Origin of the sequence: Pseudonocardia aurantiaca (genome assembly GCF_039526725.1) — a bacterium.
Lineage (GTDB): Bacteria > Actinomycetota > Actinomycetes > Mycobacteriales > Pseudonocardiaceae > Pseudonocardia > Pseudonocardia aurantiaca.
This window is the reverse complement of the sequence record NZ_BAAAJG010000008.1, coordinates 65541-86750: the sequence shown is the minus strand read 5'-3', so window position 1 is coordinate 86750 and position 21210 is coordinate 65541. Positions and strand designations below refer to the sequence as shown.

At 73.4% G+C, this 21210-nt stretch carries 18 protein-coding genes; 10 read left to right on the top strand and 8 right to left on the bottom strand.

The window, feature by feature from the left end:
- Positions 1-12: 12 nt before the first annotated feature.
- Complete coding sequence (locus ABD143_RS10300) at positions 13-1941, top strand: molybdopterin biosynthesis protein (protein WP_343974867.1); 1929 nt, start codon at positions 13-15, stop codon at positions 1939-1941.
- A 91-nt stretch (positions 1942-2032) separates the two neighbouring features.
- Here ABD143_RS10300 and ABD143_RS10295 read toward each other — a convergent pair whose 3' ends face one another.
- Entirely contained in the window at positions 2033-2806 is a 774-nt protein-coding gene (locus ABD143_RS10295; RefSeq protein ID WP_343974864.1) for a PrsW family intramembrane metalloprotease, read from the bottom strand.
- A 511-nt stretch (positions 2807-3317) separates the two neighbouring features.
- Between ABD143_RS10295 and ABD143_RS38185 the strand changes: the two genes are divergently transcribed.
- From ABD143_RS38185 to ABD143_RS10260, 8 genes are all read left to right on the top strand, one after another.
- Positions 3318-3410: a putative leader peptide gene (locus ABD143_RS38185; protein ID WP_379659659.1), complete on the top strand. Its 93-nt coding sequence runs from the start codon at positions 3318-3320 to the stop codon at positions 3408-3410.
- A 69-nt stretch (positions 3411-3479) separates the two neighbouring features.
- Positions 3480-4823 (top strand): ABC transporter substrate-binding protein, encoded by a 1344-nt coding sequence (locus tag ABD143_RS10290; protein WP_343974861.1) that lies wholly within the window; start codon positions 3480-3482, stop codon positions 4821-4823.
- Positions 4820-5767: a carbohydrate ABC transporter permease gene (locus tag ABD143_RS10285; RefSeq protein ID WP_343974858.1), complete on the top strand. Its 948-nt coding sequence runs from the start codon at positions 4820-4822 to the stop codon at positions 5765-5767. Before ABD143_RS10290 ends, ABD143_RS10285 begins: the two co-directional genes overlap by 4 nt.
- The gene (locus ABD143_RS10280; protein ID WP_343974855.1) at positions 5764-6582 is read left to right on the top strand and encodes a carbohydrate ABC transporter permease; all 819 of its coding nucleotides are present in this window, start codon (positions 5764-5766) and stop codon (positions 6580-6582) included. The genes ABD143_RS10285 and ABD143_RS10280 overlap by 4 nt, the downstream gene beginning before the upstream one ends.
- Entirely contained in the window at positions 6579-7958 is a 1380-nt protein-coding gene (locus ABD143_RS10275) for an LLM class flavin-dependent oxidoreductase (RefSeq protein WP_343974852.1), read from the top strand. The genes ABD143_RS10280 and ABD143_RS10275 overlap by 4 nt, the downstream gene beginning before the upstream one ends.
- The gene (locus tag ABD143_RS10270; protein WP_343974849.1) at positions 7955-9151 is read left to right on the top strand and encodes an SfnB family sulfur acquisition oxidoreductase; all 1197 of its coding nucleotides are present in this window, start codon (positions 7955-7957) and stop codon (positions 9149-9151) included. Before ABD143_RS10275 ends, ABD143_RS10270 begins: the two co-directional genes overlap by 4 nt.
- A gap of 9 nt (positions 9152-9160) precedes the next feature.
- Positions 9161-10342 (top strand): acyl-CoA dehydrogenase family protein, encoded by a 1182-nt coding sequence (locus ABD143_RS10265; RefSeq protein ID WP_343974846.1) that lies wholly within the window; start codon positions 9161-9163, stop codon positions 10340-10342.
- 233 nt (positions 10343-10575) lie between these two features.
- Positions 10576-11421: a hypothetical protein gene (locus tag ABD143_RS10260; RefSeq protein WP_343974844.1), complete on the top strand. Its 846-nt coding sequence runs from the start codon at positions 10576-10578 to the stop codon at positions 11419-11421.
- Between the two features lie 75 nt (positions 11422-11496).
- On the opposite strand, the gene cynS is transcribed toward ABD143_RS10260, so the two are convergent.
- On the bottom strand, positions 11497-11961 hold the full coding sequence (cynS, locus tag ABD143_RS10255; RefSeq protein ID WP_343974842.1) for a cyanase: 465 nt from the start codon (positions 11959-11961) through the stop codon (positions 11497-11499).
- A 51-nt stretch (positions 11962-12012) separates the two neighbouring features.
- A complete protein-coding gene (locus ABD143_RS10250) occupies positions 12013-13071 on the bottom strand; it encodes a glycoside hydrolase family 172 protein (protein WP_343974839.1) in 1059 nt (352 codons plus the stop codon).
- A gap of 124 nt (positions 13072-13195) precedes the next feature.
- Between ABD143_RS10250 and ABD143_RS10245 the strand changes: the two genes are divergently transcribed.
- Complete coding sequence (locus tag ABD143_RS10245; protein ID WP_343974836.1) at positions 13196-14587, top strand: carboxylesterase/lipase family protein; 1392 nt, start codon at positions 13196-13198, stop codon at positions 14585-14587.
- 59 nt (positions 14588-14646) lie between these two features.
- Here the strand turns inward: ABD143_RS10245 and ABD143_RS10240 are convergent, their stop codons facing one another.
- From ABD143_RS10240 to araB, 5 genes are all read right to left on the bottom strand, one after another.
- Positions 14647-15573, bottom strand: a complete 927-nt coding sequence (locus ABD143_RS10240) for a U32 family peptidase (RefSeq protein WP_343977274.1) — start codon at positions 15571-15573, stop codon at positions 14647-14649.
- A 38-nt stretch (positions 15574-15611) separates the two neighbouring features.
- Positions 15612-17123 (bottom strand): arabinosylfuranosidase ArfA, encoded by a 1512-nt coding sequence (gene arfA / locus ABD143_RS10235; RefSeq protein ID WP_343974833.1) that lies wholly within the window; start codon positions 17121-17123, stop codon positions 15612-15614.
- 75 nt (positions 17124-17198) lie between these two features.
- Complete coding sequence (araA, locus tag ABD143_RS10230) at positions 17199-18710, bottom strand: L-arabinose isomerase (protein WP_343974830.1); 1512 nt, start codon at positions 18708-18710, stop codon at positions 17199-17201.
- Positions 18707-19423, bottom strand: coding sequence for an L-ribulose-5-phosphate 4-epimerase (locus ABD143_RS10225; protein ID WP_379659676.1), 717 nt, complete (start codon positions 19421-19423; stop codon positions 18707-18709). Before ABD143_RS10225 ends, araA begins: the two co-directional genes overlap by 4 nt.
- Entirely contained in the window at positions 19423-21135 is a 1713-nt protein-coding gene (gene araB, locus ABD143_RS10220; RefSeq protein WP_343974827.1) for a ribulokinase, read from the bottom strand. The genes ABD143_RS10225 and araB overlap by 1 nt, the downstream gene beginning before the upstream one ends.
- Positions 21136-21210: the final 75 nt, after the last annotated feature.

The window sequence follows — 21210 nt, the reverse complement described above, 5'->3', positions numbered from 1 at the left end:
TACGGTCGTTCCATGCCCGCCGCCAGTCCCTTCGTCTCCGACATCCCCGCCGCTCAGGCGATGCAGGCGTGGCGGGAGGCCTGCGCGGCCGCGGGCTGCCCGGAACGGGTGCCTGCGGTGCAGGTGCCGGTCGGTGAGGCGGTCGGGCGGGTCACGGCCGAGCCGGTGTGGGCCCACCGCTCCTCCCCCGCGTTCGACTCCGCGGGCATGGACGGCATCGCCGTGCGCGCCGCCGAAACCGTCGGCGCCACTGAGACCACCCCGGTGCTGCTGTCCGCCGAGGCGTTCGAGGTGGTCGACACCGGCGACCCCATGCCACCCGGCTACGACGCCGTCGTGATGCGCGAGCACGTCCACCGCACCGCGGACGGGCAGGCCGAGCTGCGCGCCGCCGTCCCGCCCTACCAGCACGTACGCTCCATAGGCGAGGACATCAGCGCCACGGAGCTACTCCTACCGGAGGGCCACCGGCTACGGCCCGTCGACGTGGCCGCGTGCGCCGCGGCAGGCGCCACGGAGCTGCTCGTGCGGCGCCGGCCGGCCGTCGTGGTCATCCCGACCGGCGACGAGATCCGGCCGGTCGGCACCGAGCCCCGGCCCGGCGAGATCCTCGACACCAACTCGCTGATGCTCGCCGCGCAGGCCCGGGAGGCGGGGTGCACGGCGGCCGTCACCCCGATCGTCCCGGACGACCCCGACCTGATCACCGCCGCGCTGCGCGAGGCCGCCGTGGACGCGGACCTGGTGATTCTCGTCGCCGGCTCCAGCGCCGGGCGTGACGACTACACAGCCCGCGTCGTCGCGGCGGCGGGCACGCTCGCCGTGCACGGCGTCGCCGTGCGGCCGGGGCACCCGGTGGTGCTCGGCGCCGTCGCGGGACCTGCGGGCACCCCGGTGATCGGCGTCCCTGGTTACCCGGTGTCGGCAGCGCTGACCTTCGACATCTTCGCCGCCCCTCTGCTCTCCGCCCTGGAGGGCGCAGCGCCGCGGGAGCGTCCGTCGACCACCGCCCGGCTGGCCCGCAAGCTCGCCTCGGTGATCGGCAGCGACGACTGGGTACGGGTGCGGCTGGGCCGCGTCGGCGGCCAGGTCGTCGCGACCCCGCTCCCCCGCGGCGCCGGGGTGCTCACCTCGCTCGTGCGCGCCGACGGCCTGCTCGTCGTGCCAGCGGGCGTGGAGGGCCACCACGCGGGTGCGGAGGTCCGCGTAGAGCTACTGCGCGGGCTCGGCGAGATCGGCAACACGATCGTCGCCATCGGCTCACACGACCTCGTCCTCGACGTCGCCGCCTCCGAGCTGCGCGCGACCGACCCACTCCACACGCTGGCCTCGTCCAACGTCGGGTCGCTCGGCGGGCTCGTCGCCCTGCGCGACGGCCTCTGCCATCTCGCAGGCTCGCACCTCCTCGACCCCGCCACCGGGGAGTACACGCTGCCGTACGTGGACCGCATCCTCGGCGACGACTCCGGGATCGCGGTCGTCCGGCTCGTCCACCGCGACCAGGGACTGCTCGTCGCCCCGGGCAACCCGCTGGGTCTGACCGGGATCGACGACCTGACCCGGCCGGGGCTGCGGTACGTGAACCGGCAACGCGGCGCCGGCACCCGGGTGCTGCTCGACCACGAGCTGGCACGGCGCGGGATCGACCCGGCCGAGGTCTCCGGCTACCCGCGCGAGGAGCACACCCACCTCGCGGTCGCCGCCGCGATCGCCGCCGGGCGCGCCGACACCGGGATGGGCATCCTGGCCGCCGCCCGGGCGTTCGGGCTGGATTTCGTGCCGGTCGCCCGCGAGCCCTACGACCTGGTCATGCGCACATCCGTGCTGGACGACGAGCTGCTCGCCCCGCTGTGGGAGCTGCTCGAACGCCCCGACTTCCAGAACGGGGTGGAGAAGCTCGGTGGCTACTCCTGCGCCGAGACGGGACGCCGGATCCGGTGACTCCCGGCGCCTGCAGCTCGCGGGCGCCCGATGGTGATCCACCGGCGGGCACCGCGCCCGCAGCCCGCGCAGGTCACGCAGCCGGAAGTCCTCATCCGGCACCGGCGGGTGTGGCGGGTCGGGCGCGGCCGTCGACCGTGAGGACGTCTTTGCGGGCCTGTCGGATGAGCAGGGCCAGGCTGATCCCACCGACGATCACATAGGTTGGCCAGTAGGCTGCGGCGTCCCAGATGGCGTGCAGGACCACGACGAGCACGAAAGTGCCGACGGCCACCACCAACGCCCGGGGGCGCCAGCGCTGGGCGTGCGCGTGCCACAGCGCGGCGGCAGCAAGCCCGGTCCACGCGATATGCGCCGCCGGGCTGAGCACCCCGCGCAGGAGCAGCGTCTGCTCGGTCAGACCGAGGCTTCCGCTGACCAGCAGGATCACGAAGCTGTAGCCCAAGGTCTCCAGCACCGCGAACCCGGTGCCGACCGCCACCCCGACCAACAGGCCGTCGGCCGGGTTGGACCGGTACCGGGTGAACATCAGGACCCCGATCGGCACCAGCAGCTTGGCGCACTCCTCGATCAGCCCGATCAACACTGTCGGGAGTCCGCCCAGATGCTGGACGGCATCGGACTCGGCGACGCTGGCCGCCGCGGTACCCAGCACCCCGCCGAGAAGGCCGCAGATCAACAGCACGCTCAGCGGTACGTCGTAGGCGGGCGACCGGCCGTCGAGGTAGAGCACGAAGGTCACCGGCACCAGCAACGACCCGAGCAACAGCAGCGATGGCACCAAATTCGGGTTGCCGGTCACCACGATGGCCTGGTGCACGACCACGACCAACAGGACTCCGATGACCAGCACCGGCAGCCACATCCACCGATGCGCCGGCGATCCCGGGCGCCGTGCCCTGGTGGGCGTGGGCGTCGCCGGGCGAGCGCTCGTCTCCTGCGTCTCCTGCGTCTTGCCTCGCCACCTCATGACCCGGGCTACCCGCCCGCTCGCGGTGTCCTTTCACCCTCATCTGCCGAAGTCCTCCCCGGGCGTTGGTCCGGGCAGGTGGATGCAGGTGAGCGTGCCGGGTGAAGGGACCGCATCCGACCGTGAAGGGAGCTCACCCGCGGTCTGCGAACGCGGCCGGATCCCCGAGACCGAGCACAGGTCGGTGCGGTGACCGACCGCCCGCCACAGCACGACAAAATGGACGGTTACGCCGTTCCCGAAATTGCGCGCCACCTGCACCCGGACAACGCAGGTGGTCTCAAATTGACCGGACATATTCCGTTCCCAATGTCCGGCGATACGCGTCACAGTTCGTCCCCGCTTCTCGGCGGCGCTGTTTCGCGGGTTTATCGTTTCCTCCCTGGCCTGCGGAGAGGAGAGCGACGTGCGGAGTGCGCATCGGCGCAGCCCGGTCCGGCTCGTACGCCGTCAGCACGTCGACCTGTGCCGCACCAGCACCGCGACCTGTCCGCGCTGACCGAGTCCGCGCCGTACTGATCCGCTCCCGCCCGGCCCTCGCTCCGGGTGGATCCTCCCAGGAGAACCCATGCGCTCCCCCGTGCTGTCCCGCCGCCTGCTGCTGCGCTCGGCCCTCGGCGCCGGCGCGCTCGCCGGACTCGGCCCGCTCCTCGCCGCATGCGGGGCCGGCGGTTCCGGCGCGGCGCTGCCCGCGGGCCCGCCCGCGGACCTCACCGGCGCCACGATCCGCGCGATGGTGAACCAGCCCCACGTCCTCGCATTCACCCAACTGCTCGCGCCTGCGTTTGCGAAGGAGTTCGGCGGCACGCTCCAGACCACGGCCATTCCGTACGACCAGCTCACCAGCCAGCAGATCCTCGACGTCCAGAGCGGATCCGGGCAGTTCGACGTCTTCGACTACTTCTATTTCGGCCTCGGCGCGCTGGTCGATGCGAACGCGCTGGTCGACCTCACGGACTTCATCGGCGGCGCCCCGACGATCGACCAGGCCGACTTCCTGCCGTCGATCTACGACCCGTACACGCTGCTCGACGGGCGCCGCTACGGCGTCCCGTTCGACGGGGACATCCACGTCCTCTACTACAACCGCGCCGTCTTCGACACCTACGGGCTGGCGCCGCCGACCACGTGGGACGAGTACGACACGGCGACCAGGACGATCACCGAGCGCAGCGGCGGCTCGGTCTACGGCGCCGTGGTCGAGGGCCAGCAGGTACCGATGATCCTCGGCTGCTCGTTCATCAACCGGCTCGCCGGGTACGGCGGCACGCTCGTCGGCCCCGACGGGGCTCCGGCCCTCGACAGCGACGCGGCGCACGCCGCGCTGCAGCACCTCGTCGACGTGGCACCCTACGCGCTCCCGACGCCGCTGCAGATCGGGTTCGACCAGGCGAACTCGGCGTTCCTGTCCGGGAAGGCCGCGATGCTCGACACCTGGACCGACCTCGGCCTCAAGGCCCAGGACCCGGCGAGCTCGCAGATCGTGGACCGGTGGGGCGTCGTGCCGCTGCCGGTCGGGGGCAGCAACACCGAGCACCGCACCGCGCTCAACGCCGGATTCGGCCTCGGCGTGTCGACGGCCGGCGCCGACACAGCGAAGGCCGCCGCGTTCGTCGCGTGGGCCACGGACCCCACGCGCAACCTGCTGCTGGCGAGCACCGCGGGCTCCGGGATCGACCCGGCGCGACGCAGCACGCTCGACTCACCGGACTACGCGAAGGCGAGCGCCCCCGCCACCGACGTGATCCGGGCCGGGCTCAAGGGCAACCCGCTCGCCTGGCCGAAGGACCGCGACGCACCCCGGCTGCTGCAGGACCTGGTCGACCAACTCGCCCTCGCGATCGACGGCACGCAGACCCCGGCGCAGTCGCTGGCGAACGCGCAGGCCGGTTGGGAGCGGGCGCTGGCATGACCACCACGACGCCGGCCCGGCCCGCTCGGACGGGTCCGCCCGCCGCCGTCCCGACTCCGGCAGGACCTCGGCGGGCGAGCACCCGCGTGCCGCTGTGGCTCGCGGTGCCAGCGCTTGTCTCGCTGCTGGTGACGGCCGGCTACCCGGCGGTGGCCGGAGTCGCGCTGGCGTTCACCGACTCCTCGCTGGCCCGGCCGTTGCGGGCGTTCGCGGGCTTCGACAACTTCGTCGCCGCGGCCGAGTCGGTGGCGTTCGGCGGGTCGCTGCTGCGTTCGGCGCTGTTCGCCGTGCTCGCCACCGCGCTCGGCCTGGTCGCGGGCGTCGCCGCCGCACTCGCGCTGCACGCCCGCGGGGGGAGGTTCGGGCTGCTCGGGGCGGTGCTGCTGCTCCCGATGGTCACCCCGCCGGTGTCGGTCGGGGTGGCATGGAAGCTGCTGCTCGCCCCGGTCGGCGGCGCCCTGACCGGCCTGTGGGACGCGTTCAGCGTGCCCGGTTTCAACCCGCTGGGCTCCGGGCCCGGCGCGTTCGCGACGCTCGTGCTCATCCACGCCTGGCAGTGGACACCGCTGGTGACGCTGCTGGTGTTCGCCGCGCTGCTCGGGGTGCCTGCCGAGCTGCGCGAGGCCGCCGCGCTGGACGGGGCGGGCTGGTGGCGCACCCTCCGGTCGGTGGTCGCGCCGGTGGTGGCGCCCACCGTCGTCGCCGCCGCCGTGCTGCAGCTCGTGATCGCGTTCAAGGTGTTCGACCTCGTCACCGTGGTGACCGCGGGCGGGCCGGGCGTCTCGACGATCGTCGCGAGCTTCGAGGTGTTCCGCACCGCGTTCCGCGGCAGCTTCGAGGTCGGCACGGCCGCCGCCGAGACTCTCGTGCTGGGTGTGCTCGTCGGGCTGGTGCTCGGCGTGGCGGGCCTGGTGACCCGGCGGGTGCGCGGGGCGGACGAATGAGGCGGTCGCTGATCACGCCGCTGGTCTCGCGAGCCCTGCTCGCGGTGGTGGCGCTGCTCGCCCTCGTGCCCGTGCTGTTCCTCGTGTCGCTCTCGCTGCGCGGCACCGACGACGTGCAGAACGGCGGGTGGCTGCCACGCCGGATCCTGTGGGGCAACTGGCCTGCGGCGTTCGAGACGGTGCCGCTCGCGCGGATGCTCGCGAACTCGTGGGTGGTCGCGCTCCTCGCGACGCTGCTGACCGCGCTGATCGCGGTCCCGACCGCCTACTTCACGGCCCGGGCGGGGCGGCGCGGGAAGCGGCTGCACTCGGTGCTGCTCGCCGCCTATTGCGCCCCGCCGGTCGTTGCGGTGCTGCCGCTCTACTTCCTGCTGAGCAGCGTGGACCTCACCAACTCGGTGGTCGGCCTGGCGCTGGTGAACGGGCTGGCGAACGTGCCGGTGGCGGTGTGGCTGCTCGACGGGTTCGTCCGGCGGGTGCCGATCGAGGTCGAGGAGGCGGCCTGGGTCGACGGGCTGTCGGTGGCGGCGGGCCTGCGCCGGATCGTGCTGCCACTCGTCGTGCCGGGGCTCGTCGCGGCGTCGCTCGTCTGCTTCTTCCTCTCCTACAACGAGTTCCTGTTCGCCGTCTCGTTCTCGCAGGCGGTGTCGTCGCAGACGCTGCCGGTCGGGCTGTCGCTCTTCCAGGGCGACCGCACCGTTCAGTTCGGGCAGCAGGCCGCGGCGTCCCTCGTCGCGATCGTGCCCGTGTACGTGCTCGCCGTCCTCGCCCAGCGCTCGTTGGTCGGCGGCCTGTCCCAGGGAGCAGTGAAATGACCCGCCGGATCCACCTGAACGCCTTCGACATGACCTGCGCCGGCCACCAGTCGCCGGGGCTGTGGCGCCACCCCGCGGACCAGTCCCACCGCTACCGCGACCTGCGGTACTGGACCGACTTGGCACGGCTGCTGGAGCGCGGCGGGTTCACGAGCCTGTTCATCGCCGACGTGCTGGGCCTCTACGACGTCTACCGCGGCGGACCCGAGTCGGCGATCCGCGACGGGATCCAGGTGCCGGTGGGCGACCCGACGCTCGCCGTGCCGGCGATGGCAGCGGTGACCGAGCACCTCGGCTTCGGCGTGACCGTCTCGCTGACCTACGAGAAGCCCTACGCGTTCGCCCGCCGGTTCGCCACGCTCGACCACTACACGAACGGCCGGATCGCCTGGAACGTCGTGACGTCCTACCTCGAGTCGGCGGCCCGCAACCTCGGGCTGGAGCACCAGGTGCCCCACGACGAGCGCTACGAGGTCGCCGAGGAGTTCATGGAGGTCGTCTACAAGCTGTGGGAGGGCTCCTGGGAGGACGACGCCGTGCGGCTCGACCGGGCCGCCGGCGTCTACGCCGACCCGGCGAAGGTGCACCCGATCCACCACCACGGGCGCTACTTCGACGTGCCGGGAATCGGGCTCACCGAACCGTCGCCGCAGCGCAGCCCGGTGATCTTCCAGGCCGGGGCGTCCCCGCGGGGACGGAGGTTCGCCGCCGCGCACGCCGAGGGCATCTTCACCACCGCCACCCGCCCGGACATCCTCGGCCGCTCGATCGCCTCCACCCGCGCAGCCGCCGCCGAGCTGGGCCGCGACCCGCGGTCGATCAAGTTCTTCACGCTGATGACGGTGATCACCGCGCCCACCGACGAGGAGGCACAGGCGAAGTACCGCGAGTACGCGAAGTACGTGAGCCTGGAGGGCGCGCTCACGCTGTACGGGGGCTGGAGCGGGCTCGACCTGTCGAGGATGAACCCTGACGAGCCGCTGCGCTACGCCGAGACCGAGGCCGTGCGCAGCGCGGTGGAGGCCTTCACGACGGTCGACCCGGACCGGGACTGGACGCCGCGCGACATCGCCGAGTGGATCGGCATCGGCGGCATGGGCGTGGTGGTCGTCGGCAGCCCGGCCACCGTGGCCGACGAGATGCAGCGCTGGGTCGACATCGCCGACGTCGACGGGTTCAACCTCGCCTACGCGATCACGCCCGGCACCTTCGAGGATCTGGTGGAGCTGGTGGTGCCCGAGCTGCGGCGCCGCAGCCTGCTCCCCGACACCTACGCGGGCTCCACGCTCCGTGAGGAGCTGTACGGACCGGGGCAGCTGCGCTTCCGCGCCGACCACCCGGGCTCCCGGTTCGGCGCACGGGCGGTGGCGCCGTGACGACCACCGCCGCAGTGCCGGTGCTCGCCGACGCCGCCGAGGCGCTCGCCGTGGCCAGGGCGTTCGCCTCGGACCTCGCCGCAGGCGACAGCGAGCGCGACGCGCAGCGGCGGCTCCCCCGCGCTGAGGTGGCCGCGCTGGCGGCGTCCGGGCTGCTGGGGGTGACGGTGCCGCGCCGGTTCGGCGGCGCCGACGTCAGCGCGCGCACGATGGGCGACCTCATGGCGGTGCTCGCCGAGGGTGACGCGAGCGTCGGGCAGATCCCGCAGAACCACTACTTCTTCGTGCAGGTCCTCACCGAGGCCGCAAGCCCCGAGCAGCAGGAGTTCTTCTTCGGCGAGGTGCTCGCGGGGCGGCACTTCGGCAACGCGCTCTCGGAGAAGGGCACGCGCACCGCCGCGGAGTACGCCATCCGGTTCGAGCGCCGTCCGGGCGGGGACGTGCTGATCGACGGCACGAAGTACTACGCCACCGGCTCACCGTTCGCCCCGTGGATCCCGATCTACGCCAGCGACGCGGGCGACCGCAAGGTCGCCGCCTGGGTGCCCGCGGACGCGCCGGGTGTGACGGTGGAGAACGACTGGGCCGGGATGGGGCAGCGCACCACCGGGAGCGGCACCGTGCGCTTCGAGGAGGTGGTGATCCCCGCCGCGTACGTGGTGCCGACGTGGACGATCTTCGAGCGCCCAGAGGTGTTCGGCGCGTTCGGCAACTACCTGCACGCGGCGATCGACGTCGGCATCGCGGACGCCGCGCTGCGCGACGGGCGGGACCTCATCCACCGGGTCGCGCGGCCGTGGGGCGAGGCCGGGGTGGCGAGCGCGGCGGAGGACCCGCTGGTGGTGCATGGGTTCGGCGATCTGGCGCTGCGTGTGCGCGCGGCGAGGGCCCTGCTGCACGAGGCGGGCGACGCCATCGACGCCGCCCGCGCCGACCTCACCGTCGCCTCCGCGGCCGAGGCCTCCGTGGCCGTCGCGGCGGCCCGCGCCGAGGCCGACACGGCGGCGGTCGGCGTGGCCGCCGACGTGTTCGCGCTCATCGGCGCCCGTGCCGCGGCGGACGGGCTGAACCTGCACCGGCACTGGCGCAACGCCCGCACCCACACCCTCCACGACCCGCGCCGGATGAAGATCCAGCACATCGGCAACCACGCCCTCAACGACGTCCCGCCGCCGAGCAACGGCTGGATCTGAGGAGAACCCATGACCCTCCCCACGACCCACGAGCAGGCGGTCGAGGCGTCCCGCGGCGTCGCGGCCGTCCTCGCGAAGGACGCGCTCGACCGCGACCGCGCGAACGCCGAGCCCCTCGCCGAGGCGGAGCTGCTCCGCGGCGCCGGCCTGCCCGCGCTGGTGCTGCCCGCCGCCGTCGGCGGAGCCGGGCTGGGCTGGGCGACCGCGTTGCGGGTGGTGCGCGAGATCGCCGCGGCCGACGGCTCCATCGCCCAGCTCCTCGGCTACCACTACGTGAACATCGCCAACCTGTGGTGGGTGGGCGGCGGCGCGGGGCTGCAGCGCTGGGGCCGGCCGTCGGCGGCGGAACAGTGGCTCTGGGGCGACGCGGTCAACCCGACCGACCCCGACCTCGTCCTGGTTCCGGACGGCGAGGGCTACCTGCTCCGCGGGCGCAAGAGCTTCGCGACCGGCGTCTCCAGCGGCGACGCCTCCGTGGTGTCGGGCACCGTCGAGGGGACCGGCGAGCCGTTCCTCGTCGTCGTGCGCGGCGGCGCGCCCGGAGTCGCCCCGGGCGGGGACTGGGACAACCTCGGCCAGCGGCTCTCGGCGAGCGGGAGCGTCACGTTCACCGACGTGGCGATCGCGCCGGAGCAGGTGCTCGGCAGTCTCGCCGAGCACGCCGCTACCCCGCGCTCGGCGCTGGTCACGCCCGCCATCCAAGCGGTCTTCGGCGCCTTCTACCTCGGCGTGGCCCAGGGCGCACTGGCGACCGCCCGCGAGTACACGCGCACTGTCTCGCGGCCGTGGCTGCTGTCCGACAGCCCCGCCGCCACCGCCGACCCCTACGTCCTCGCCACCTACGGCCGGCTCGTCGCGGCGACCCGGGCCGTCGAGGCGCTGGCCGACGCCGTGGCCGAGCACCTCGACCGCGTGGACGCCGCGGGCGACGCGCTCACCTGGGAGGCCCGCGGCGAGCTCGCAGAGCACGTCGCCGCGCTCAAGGTGGTGGCCACCGACCTGGCCCTCGACGTCACGACCACGATCTTCGAGGTGACGGGCGCCCGCGCAACCAGCAACGCGGTGGGCCTCGACCGGTTCTGGCGCAACGTCCGCACGCACACGCTGCACGACCCGGTCGCCTACAAGCGCCGTGAGGTGGGTGACCATTTCCTCAACGGCACCCACCCACCCTTCACGCTCTACACATGAGCCGACGCTGCGCAGCACGCCGGCGACGAGCTGGTCGTGCTGCTGCCGTTCGGGCCACCCGCCCCGGGTCTGGCACCGGATCATCACGACGGTGAGCGGTCGCGCTTCGGGTCGGGCACCCGCTCGGCCTACAGCACCACGTACGCGCTGATGGCTCTCACCCACCGCCCCCGCGCGCGCCCGCTCCCGCTCCCGCCGGGGAACGGTCGAGCGCCGAGGCCGGCGGCGTCGCCGTGAACGGGACCGTGCTGGACCGCGCCGTGCTGGTGGGCCGCGCCGTGCTCGTGGACCGCGCTGTGCTGGACGGGGCCGGGCCGGACGGGGCCGGGCCGGACGGGGCCGGGCCGGACGGGGCCGGGCCGGACGGGGCCGGGCCGGACCGTGCCGTGTTGGACCCGGCCGTGCTGGTCGGTGGGGTCGTCGTATCCGGCGGCGCCGGAGGAGTGGATACCGGGTTGCTCGGCACCGGGGCCACCTGCGGCGGGGGCCGGCGCGGGGGCGGCATGGGCACCGGCGCCGGGCCCGGTTGCGGAGCCGACCGTTGCGGAGCCGATCGTTGCGGAGCCGATCGTTGCGGATTCGACGCGGGCAGCCGGGTCCGCGGTGCGCGGCGCGGCGCAGGACGTGGCGGGGCCGAGTCCGGCCCAGCCTCGGTGGGCGCGATCGGGGCGGCCGGGCGCACCGGCGGGGGCGGTACCTGGTCGGGCACGGTGGGCGTGGCGGACGGAGCCGTCGGAACCGGGGATGCGCTCGAACGCGGAAGCGGTGCCGCCACAACCCCCGCCGGGTCGGGCCGGACCGGCGGAGCAGGTCCGGTGAGCGTCCACACCGTGGCGAGCGCCCCGATGCCGACGATCGCAACGGCGGCACCGACCGCGGCGCGGACCTGGGCGCCGACCTGGTGGTCCGGGTGGCGCACGAGCAGCCAGACCGGCACCATGGCCCAGCCGAAGATCGCGACGGTCGCGAGGACGACCCCCAACCGCATCGTCACGAGCCTTCACCTCCCCAGGGCAGGAACCTCCCCCGGTCGGGGGCGGCACCCCATTGTGCGCCTGTGCAGGCCGTTGAGCTGCTAGAACGGTCCGTGACCGCGGCCGCGCGGGCTCAGTTCACTCGCCCGGGCCCCTAATGCTGCACCCCCGCGCTGGGGTTCACCAGGTGCGGTAGGGCAGGAACTTCCCGTTCAGCGTGATCCGGACGCGGTCGCCCTTCGGGTCGGGCACCCGCTCGACGTCGAGCTCGAAGTCGATGGCGCTGACGATCCCGTCGCCGAACTCCTCGCGCACGAGCTCGTGGATCGTGCTGCCGTATACCTGGACCATCTCCTGCAGCCGGTAGACCAGCGGCTCCGATGTGTCGACGACGTCCTTGCCACGCACAGGCGGCAGGGTCAGCGCGTCGACCACGGCCTGGTCCAGCTCCAGCGCCGCGCCGAGGGTGGCAGCCTGCTCGTCGGTCAGCGGGTGTTGCCCGAGCAGCGCCGCGGTGGTCCACTCGGTGGACATGCCGATGGCCTTGCCGAGATCGGCCCAGCGCACGCCGGTGCGCTTCTTCGCGGCGAGCACGGCCGTGGCGGCCTGCCTGCGGTCCAACGGGGGCAGCGGGATCACGTTCATGCCGCCATCATCAGCGCCGCCCGGTCCGGCGGCCAACCGCCGGGCCCGACGTCACAGGATCTCCAGCTCGTCGGCCGTCGGCGGGGCGGGCGGGACGGCGCTCGGGGCGTCGAGGTAGAGGAACGCGGTGGAGGCGATGTCGTCGTGGCGGAGCAGGTAGCGGCCGTGGCTGCGCCAGCCAAGCGCCTGGATCGCGACGCGGATCCCGGTGGCGAAGTGGATCGGGTCGGGCACGTGCCAGCGGTACATCCCGAAGCGCTGCTGGCTCTCGTACAGCTCGTCGGGGCGGATGATCTGATGCAGGCCGAGGTAGGGCGTGGTGTAGGCGGTGTAGCCCTGCCCGGGCACGTCGAAGTTCCAGGCGCCGCCGAAGTAGTCCTCTGTACCGGTGCCGCAGATCGTCGGGAAGTCGGTGTCGTGGTCGAGGTAGTACTTGATCTCCCCCTCGCCCCACCACCCGCGCGAGTTGAGGCCCCACGCGAGGTACGTGCCGACGTACTGGCCGGCGCCCCGCACACCCGAGAGCAGCGTGTGGGTCGATCCCGCCGGGAGCGGGTTCGACCGTCGCCACTGGGCGTGCAGGTAGCCGCTCCCGCTCTCGTCCTCCCCGGTCTCGTAGGTCACCTGGAAGTAGACGATCACCGGGGCGGGCGAGAGGTTCTCCAGCGTCAGCCGGGCCGAGGACTGGAACGGCATCGGCCAGTAGCTGTTGAGCCCGCCGTGCGGGTTGACCGCCACCATCGTGGAGCTGAGCTGGGCGAACCGGCCCCACCCCTGCCCGAAGAAGTCGCCGACGGGTACCTCGACCGCCGGCGTGGTGGCGCCGTCCCAGTGGGCGCGCAGGAGCAGGCTGCGCCAGTGGTCGGGGTGGGTGGTCATCCAGATGTGGGTGATCCGGCCCGGTCCGTCGATCGCGGCCAGCTCGTAGGTGCCGCGCGCGGGGATCTCCACGCTCGGCGAGACCTTCCAGCCCTGGCCGAGCTCACGGGCGGCGTTCGCTCCGGTGCCCTCGACGGCCCGGCCGCCCCGCCCGGGCCCGCCGGTCGGGTTCTCCGGGCTGATGGACCGGGTGCGCACGGCCCGGATGCGGGCGATGTCGCGGCCCGTCACGTCCGCACCGTCCAGGCAACGCCGCCGGTTGATCGCATCCACGGATCGTGTCACGGCGGGGAAGGCATCCGCTGTGCGGAAACCCGGGGGGCCGACCCCACCCCTCCTGGTGTGAGATGACCGCATGCAGTCTGTCGTGCGGACGAGCCACGGCGCCGTGGCCGGCGCAACCGGCAACGGGGTCAGCGTCTTCAAGGGGATCCCCTACGCAGCGCCGCTCGACGGCGTCCGGCGGTTCCGAGCTCCGGAGCCGCCGCAGGCGTGGGACGGCACGCGTGACGCGCTCGCGTTCAGCGCCGACCCGCCCCAGGCACCGATGCGGCCGGGCCTGCCGTCGCCGTGGCACCCGGGCGACAGCACCGACTGCCTCGCGGTGAACGTGTGGACGCCCGACCCGGGCGCGAGCGGGCTCCCGGTGATGGTCTGGATCTACGGCGGCGCGTTCGTCCTCGGCACCGCGAGCCAGCCCGAGTACGACGGCGCGAACCTCGCGGAGGCGGGCGTCGTCGTGGTCACCCTGAACTACCGCGTCGGGTTCGAGGGCTTCGGCTGGCTGCCGGACGCCCCGCCGAACCGGGCCTTCCTCGACCAGCTCGCGGCCCTGCGCTGGGTGCAGGACAACATCGGGCGGTTCGGCGGCGACCCGGGCAACGTGACGATCTTCGGCGAGTCCGCCGGGGCCACCGCGGTGGCCGCGCTGACGGCGGCGGACGCCGGCCGTGGCCTCTTCCACCGGGGCATCGGGCAGAGCATCGCGAGCGGGTTCCGCTCGGAGGAGAAGGCCCGCGCCACCGCTGAGCGGATCGCCGCGGCAGTCGGTGTGCCGCTCACGAGTGAGGGCCTCGCGGGCGTCAGGCCCGAGGCGATCCACGCCGTGCAGTCGGCCGGCGGCGAGTTCACCCCTTACGGGCCGGTGATCGACGGGGACGTGGTCCGTGACGTGCCCTGGCGCGGGCTGCGCGCCGACGTCGACCTGGTGGCGGGGTTCAACCGCGACGAGTTCCGGCTGTTCAGCCTGGGCCAGGACCTGTCCGGGGTGGATGTGGCGGCCGCCGCGGCGGAGCACGGCCTCTCGATCGACGCGTATCGGGCCGCCCACCCCGGCGTCTCCGACGCCGACCTCTATGTCCTGCTCCAGTCCGACGCGATCTTCCGCATCCCCTCGATGTGGTGCGCCCAGGAGCACCCGGGCCGCAGCTGGTGCTACGAGCTCACCTGGCCGAGCCCGGCGTTCGGCGGCGCGCTCGGCGCGTGCCACGGCCTCGACGTGCCCCTCACGTTCGGCACGTTCGGCGGCCCGATGACGGCGATGATGCTCGGCGACCCGGCGCCACCGGAGGCCCTCGCGCTGTCGGACGAGATCCGCAAGTCATGGACGTCCTTCGCGGCCACCGGCGACCCCGGCTGGCCCGCGTACGAGCCCGGCGAGCGGCTGACGCGGATCTGGGACGTACCGGTCTCGGTCGCCGCCGACCCCGAGTCCGCATCCCGGGAGATCTGGGCGAGCAAGCTCTGAACGGCCTGACCTGACCCCGGGTGGCGGGCGGCTCCCCGGCCCGCCACCCGGCAGCGCTCCTACGCCTTCGCCCTACCAGCCCCGACCGGCAGGGCGAGCCCGACCGCCGGCACCTCCGACATGACCGCCTCCGGCATCGTGCGGCGCAGCCGCTCCAGCCCGATCTGCGCCCGCCGCACCCGTTCCCGCCCGAGCGCGACGGTGACCGGGTCGAGGTGGGTGCCGCTCGGGTAGATGCCCGGGTGGTTGGCCAGGCCGAACTTCAGGTACACCGGCGCGGCCACCCGGACGATGTCGGCGATCTCCGAGTGCCGGACGAACCCGCCCATGTCGTCGGGGGACTCGATGTAGACGTCGAGGGGGATGTCGATCGCGGCGCGGACCGCGGCCAGCTCGCCGAGCGACATGTCGGTGGGCACGTTATATGTGTCGGCGCCCAGGCGCTCGGCCAGCGCAATCGAAGCCGGGTTGGACAACCCCATCTGGACGCTGATCTTGAACTGCAGGTCGGCCGGGAACTCCCCCGCCGCCCGTAGTGACGCCGCCGTCTCCAGCACGCCCAGGTCGGTCACCAGCACACTGCGGATGCCCGCTTCCACGGCCCGCTGGATGTCCTCCAGCACGTGCACGAGCTGCTCGGTGCCCCGCGCCTGGGCCGCCAGCCCACGCCCGCCCGGTGCGTGCGACGCCGCCGACGCGGCGCCCCAGCCGGTGAGCGGCCGGGCGAACAGGCTCACCTCGACCGGCCGCCCGGCCGCCGTCGCGGCCATCCGGGCCAGCTCGGCGTCGGTGAGCAGGAGAGAGCCGCTGCCCTGCGACACCCGGTGCAGGGGCACCCCGCGGGCGTCGGCCTCGGCGAGCACCGCGTCGAGGACGTCCGGGCCCTCGACACTCGGGATCTCCACGCGGCACTGCGCCCCGTCGGGGAAGCGCTTGGTGCTCGTCGGCAGCTCGTGGTCGGATCGGGCGAACCCCCGTGCGACCAGCGCGTCGCGGAACCTGGCGCCGTGGCCCGCGCCGGCAGTCACGCCGCCACCCCCAGCCGCAGCACGCTCCACGACACCGGCGGCAGCTCCACCCGCAGCCGCCCGTCCGTGAGCTGCGCGGTGGTGTTCGGCCGTGGCACCACCCGGTCGGGCTCCTCCGCGGTGTTGCGGGCCGAGCGGTCGTCGTCGGCGAGCGTGAGCGCCTCCCGCACGACGTCCACCGGCAGCGCCCGCACGTCCACCTCCAACGTCAGCGGCTGCTCCTGGTCGCGGTTCACCGCGAGCACGGTCGCCGCGCGCGCCTCCTCGTCCCAGGTCGCGACGGCATCCAGCACCGGGACGTCGCCGTAGCGGGCCGTCTCGTACCGGGGTGAGTCCGGCTCGATCCGCAGCACGTCCCCACGGGCGTGGCGGGAGGTCAGTGCGAAGGGGTGGAAGATCGTCTGCCGCCACGCCGGGCCGCCGGGCTCGGTCATGATCGGGGCGATCACGTTGACGAGCTGGGCCTGTGCCGCCGACGTGACCCGGTCGCTGTGGCGAAGCAGTGAGATCAGCAGGCTGCCGACGACCACGGCGTCGGTCACGTCGTACTGGTCCTCGAGCTGCCGCGGCGCCACCGGCCAGTCCTCCCGCGGCGGGATGTCGTGGAAGCGGCTCGCGTACCAGACGTTCCACTCGTCGAACGAGAGCATGATCTTCTTGTTCGAACGGAGCTTCGCCCCGACATGGTCGGCCGTGACGATCACCGCCTCGATCATCCGGTCCATGTCGGCGTTCGAGGCGAGGAAGCTGCCGACGTCGCCGTCGACCGGCTCGTAGTACGCGTGCAGCGACACGAAGTCGACCTGGTCGTAGGTCTCGGTGAGCACCTCGGCCTCCCACGAGGCGAACGTGGGCATCCGCGAGTGTGAGCTGCCGCAGGCGACCAGCTCCAGGTCGCGGTCGAGCATCCGCATCGCGCGGGCCGTCTCCGCGGCGAGCCGCCCGTACTCGGCGGCCGTCTTGTGCCCGACCTGCCACGGCCCGTCCATCTCGTTGCCGAGGCACCACATCCGAACGCCGTGCGGCTCCTTCGAACCGTTCTCCACGCGCTGGTCGGCCAAAGCCGAGCCGGCCGGAAGGTTGGCGTACTCCAGGACGTCGAGCGCCTCTACGACCCCGCGGGTGCCGAGGTTGATCGCGAGCATCGGCTCGACCTGCGCCTTGCGGGTCCAGCGCGCGAACTCGTCGAGCCCCACCGTGTTGGGCTCGGTGGTGTGCCAGGCGAGGTCGCGGCGGCGTGGCCGCTGCTCGATCGGCCCGACCCCGTCCTCCCAGCGGTAGCCGGAGACGAAGTTGCCGCCCGGGTAGCGCACGGTCGAGACGCCCAGCTCGCGGGTCAGCGCCAGCACGTCGCCGCGGAAGCCGTCGGCGTCCGCCGTGGGGTGGCCCGGCTCGTGGATTCCGGTGTAGACGCAGCGTCCCAAGTGTTCGACGAATGACCCGAAGGTGCGGCGGCTGACCGGCGCGACACGGAAGGCGGGGTCGAGGGTCGCGGTGGCACTGAGCACGAGGTGATCTCTCCCATGAGGTCGACGGTAGGTGCACAGCTCATTCTTCGAGCCCGGCGCCGATGGCGCCACGCGCTACAGCGCGCCGGCCAACCGGTAGTACGCCTGGTTCCAGCGCAGCTCGCGGGCGAACCGGCGCGGGGTGGTGTCCGCGTCGATCACCACGAGCTCGGTGCGGGCCAGCTCGGCGAGGTCGTCCAGCTCCTCGACGCCGAGCGCCGTCGACAGGACCGTGTGGTGCGGGCCGCCGGCCATGATCCAGCTCTCCGCCGACGTCCGCAGGTCCGGCTCAGGCTCCCAGACGGCCCGCGCGACGGGCAGGTTGGGCAGCGGCTGGTCGGCCGGCACGACCTCGATCTGGTTGGCCACGAGCCGGAAGCGGTCGCCCATGTCGGACATCCCGACGACCAGCCCCGGGCCGGGCGCGGCGTCGAAGACCATCCGCACCGGGTCCTCGCGGCCGCCGATGCCCAGCGGGTGGATCTCCACCCGCGGCCGCACCGCCGCGATCGTCGGGCAGACCTCCAGCATGTGCGCGCCGAGCACGCGCGGGCGGCCGGGACCGAGGTGGTAGGTGTAGTCCTCCATGAACGAGGTGCCGCCCGGCAGGCCGCCTGCCGCGACCTTGAGGGTGCGCAGCAGCATCGCGGTCTTCCAGTCGCCCTCGCCCGCGAAGCCGTAGCCGTCGGCCATCAGCCGCTGGACCGCGAGGCCCGGCAGCTGCCGCAGCGCCCCGAGGTCCTCGAAGTTCGTGGTGAACGCCATCGAGCCCGACGCTGCGAGCAGCTCGCGCAGCCCCAGCTCGATGCGTGCGGCGTAGCGCAGCGACTCGTGTCGCGCGCCGCCCGCGCGCAGCTCGGTGACGACGTCGTAGCGGTCCTCGTACTCCGCCACCAGCTTGTCGACCTCGGTGTCGAGGCTCGCGTGCACGGCGGCGGCGAGGTCGGTGACGGCGTAGCCGTTGACCGTGACACCCCAGCGCCACTGCGCCTCGGTGCGGTCCCCCTCGGTGACGGCAACGTCGCGCATGGTGTCGCCGAAACGCGCCAGCCGCAGCGAGCGCACCTCGGCCCAACCCAGCGCCGCCCGCGCCCAGGCACCCACCCGCCGCTGCACCTCGGGGTCGTCCACGTGCCCGGCGACGATCTTGCGGACCACGCCGAGCCGCGCCTGGACGTACCCGAACTCCCGGTCGCCGTGGGCGGCCTGGTTGAGGTTCATGAAGTCCATGTCGATCGTCGCCCACGGCAGCGCCCGGTTGGCCTGCGTGTGCAGGTGCAGCAGCGGCTTGCGCAGCGCGTCGAGGCCGGCGATCCACATCCGGGCCGGTGAGAACGTGTGCATCCACGCCGTCACGCCGATGCAGCGCGCGTCGGCGTTGGCGTCGAGCATCATGCGGTGGATGCCGTCGGACCCGGTCAGCACCGGCTTCCAGACGATCCGCACCGGCACCGCGCCGGACGCGTCGAGCGCCTCGGCGATCGTCCGCGACTGCCCGGCCACCTGGGCGAGGGTCTCCTCGCCGTAGAGGCCCTGGCTGCCGGTGAGGAACCAGACCTCCCGGTCCGCGCTCGCCGATCCCGTCACTGGTGGGCTCCCGTCTGGCCGTACACGTTCTGGTAGCGGTCGAACAGCGCGTCGACGTCGCCGGGCGGGATGGGGACGAGCGGCCCGAGCTGGAGCGCGACGTGGGTGGACCGCGCGACGTCCTCGCACATCACGGCCGCTTTGACCGCGGCCTTCGCGTCGGGGCCGATCGAGAACACGCCGTGGTTCTGCATGATCACGGCGCGGGAGCGGTGGCCGGTGAGCGTCTCGACGATCCCGCGGCCGATCGAGTCGTCCCCGATGCGGGCGAACGGGCCGAGCGGGATCGGCCCGCCGAACTCGTCGGCCATCGCGGTGAGCGCGCACGGGATCGGCTCCGCGCGCGCCGACCACGCGCTGGCGTACGTCGAGTGGGTGTGCACGACGCCGCCGACCTCGGGCATGTGCCGGTAGACGTAGGCGTGCGCCGCGGTGTCGCTGGACGGGGCGAGGTCGCCGTCGACGAGCTCGCCGTCCAGGTCGCAGGTGACCATCGCGTCCGCGGTGAGGTCGTCGTAGGACACCCCGCTCGGCTTGATCACGAACAGGTCGTGGCCGGGCACCCGCGCCGACACGTTGCCCGCCGTCCACACGACGAGCCCGTAGCGCACCAGCTCGGCGTGCAGCGCCGCGACCTGCTCGCGCAGCTCGTCGACCACGGGGGACGGCAGCCGGCGGAGTGGGTGAGCACTGTACTTGGCGGACTCGGGGATCACTGGCCCTCCTGCTTCCTGAGTGCGCGGGCGCGGATGGCGCGCAGGCGATGCATCACGTCGTTGCCGCCGCCGGCGCCGCGGCGGCCGAAGTGCTCGTGAAGGCGGACGTACTCGGCGTAGAGGTCGTCGTAGGCGCGCGCTCGGTCGGGGTCGGGGAGGTGCAGGGCGCGGTCGACCTTGCCCATCGCTGCGGCGGCCGCGCGGACGTCCGGGTGCGCGCCCGCGGCGACCGCGGCGTGGATGGCGGACCCGAGTGCGGGCCCCTGGTCCGACCCGATGGTCGAGAGCGGGCGGTCGCAGACGTCGGCGTAGATCTGCATCAGCAGGTGGTTCTTGAGCAGCCCGCCCGCCACGACCAGCTCGCCGACGGGCACACCTGCCCGCTCGAACGCCTCGATGATCGTGCGGGTGCCGAACGCCGTGGCCTCCAGCAGCGCGCGATAGGTGTCCTCCGGCCGGGTGGCGAGTGTCTGGCCGACCACCAGCCCGGACAGCTCGTGGTCGACGAGCACCGAGCGGTTGCCGGAGTGCCAGTCCAGCGCCACCAGCCCGTGCTCGCCCACGGCCTGCCCGGCGGCCAGCTCGGTGAGCAGCCCGTGCACGTCGAGGCCGCGCTCCGCCGCGCGCGTGTGGTACTCCGGCGGCACGCTCGTGTCGACGAACCAGCCGAAGATGTCGCCGACGCCGCTCTGCCCGGCCTCGTAACCCCAGAGTCCCGGCAGGATCCCGCCGTCGACCACGCCGCACATGCCCGGTACCTCCCCGAGCTGGTCCGACACCATCACGTGGCAGGTCGACGTGCCCATGATCGCGACCATCTGGCCCGGCTCGACGGCCTGCGCGGCCGGCAGGGTCACGTGCGCGTCCACGTTGCCGACGGCCACGGCGATGCCCTCGGGGAGCCCGGTCCACGCCGCCGCCTGAGCGGTGAGCCCGCCTGCCCGGTCGCCCAGCTGCCCGATCGGGTGCTCGAGCCTTGTGGTGACGAAGTCGGCGAACTCGGGGTTCAGGGCGGCGAGGTAGTCGGGGTCCGGGTAGTGGCCGTCTTGCAGGATCCCCTTGTAACCGGCCGTGCAGGCGTTGCGGACGTATGTGCCACAGAGCTGCCAGACGATCCAGTCGGCCGCCTCGACCCACCGCTGCGTGCGGGCGTAGAGCTCGGGGTCCTCCTCCAGCATCTGCAGCGCCTTGGCGAACTCCCACTCCGAGGAGATGCGGCCGCCGTACCGGGCGAGCCACGGTTCGCCCCGCGCTATCGCGAGGTCGGTGATCCGGTCGGCCTGAGCCTGGGCGGCGTGGTGTTTCCAGAGCTTCGGGTAGGCATGGGGGCGGTCGGCCAGGTCCGGCAGATCGCACAACGGCGTGCCGTCGGCGAGGGTCGGCAGCACGGTGCAGGCGGTGAAGTCGGTGCCGATGCCGACGACGTCGCGGGGGTTCACCCCGGCCGCGGTCACGGCCTTCGGCACCGCGGTCCGCAGGACCTCCAGCCAGTCCGCGGGCACCTGCAGCGCCCAGTCCGGTGGGAGGGCGGCGCCGGTGGCCGGCAGCGTCCGCTCCACGGACCCGTGGCGGTACGGGTGGACGGCGTCGGCGAGCTCCTCCCCGTCCGCGACCCGGACCACGACGGCTCGCCCGGACAGGGTCCCGAAGTCGATGCCCACCGCCACGGCCCGGCGCCCGTCTCGCGCGCTGCCCGGTCGACCATTCACGGCCCGGCTCCCTCCACCACGATGTGAGCGCTCACATTGTTAGCGCTAACACAGTTTGTCAAGGGCCCGCCCGGA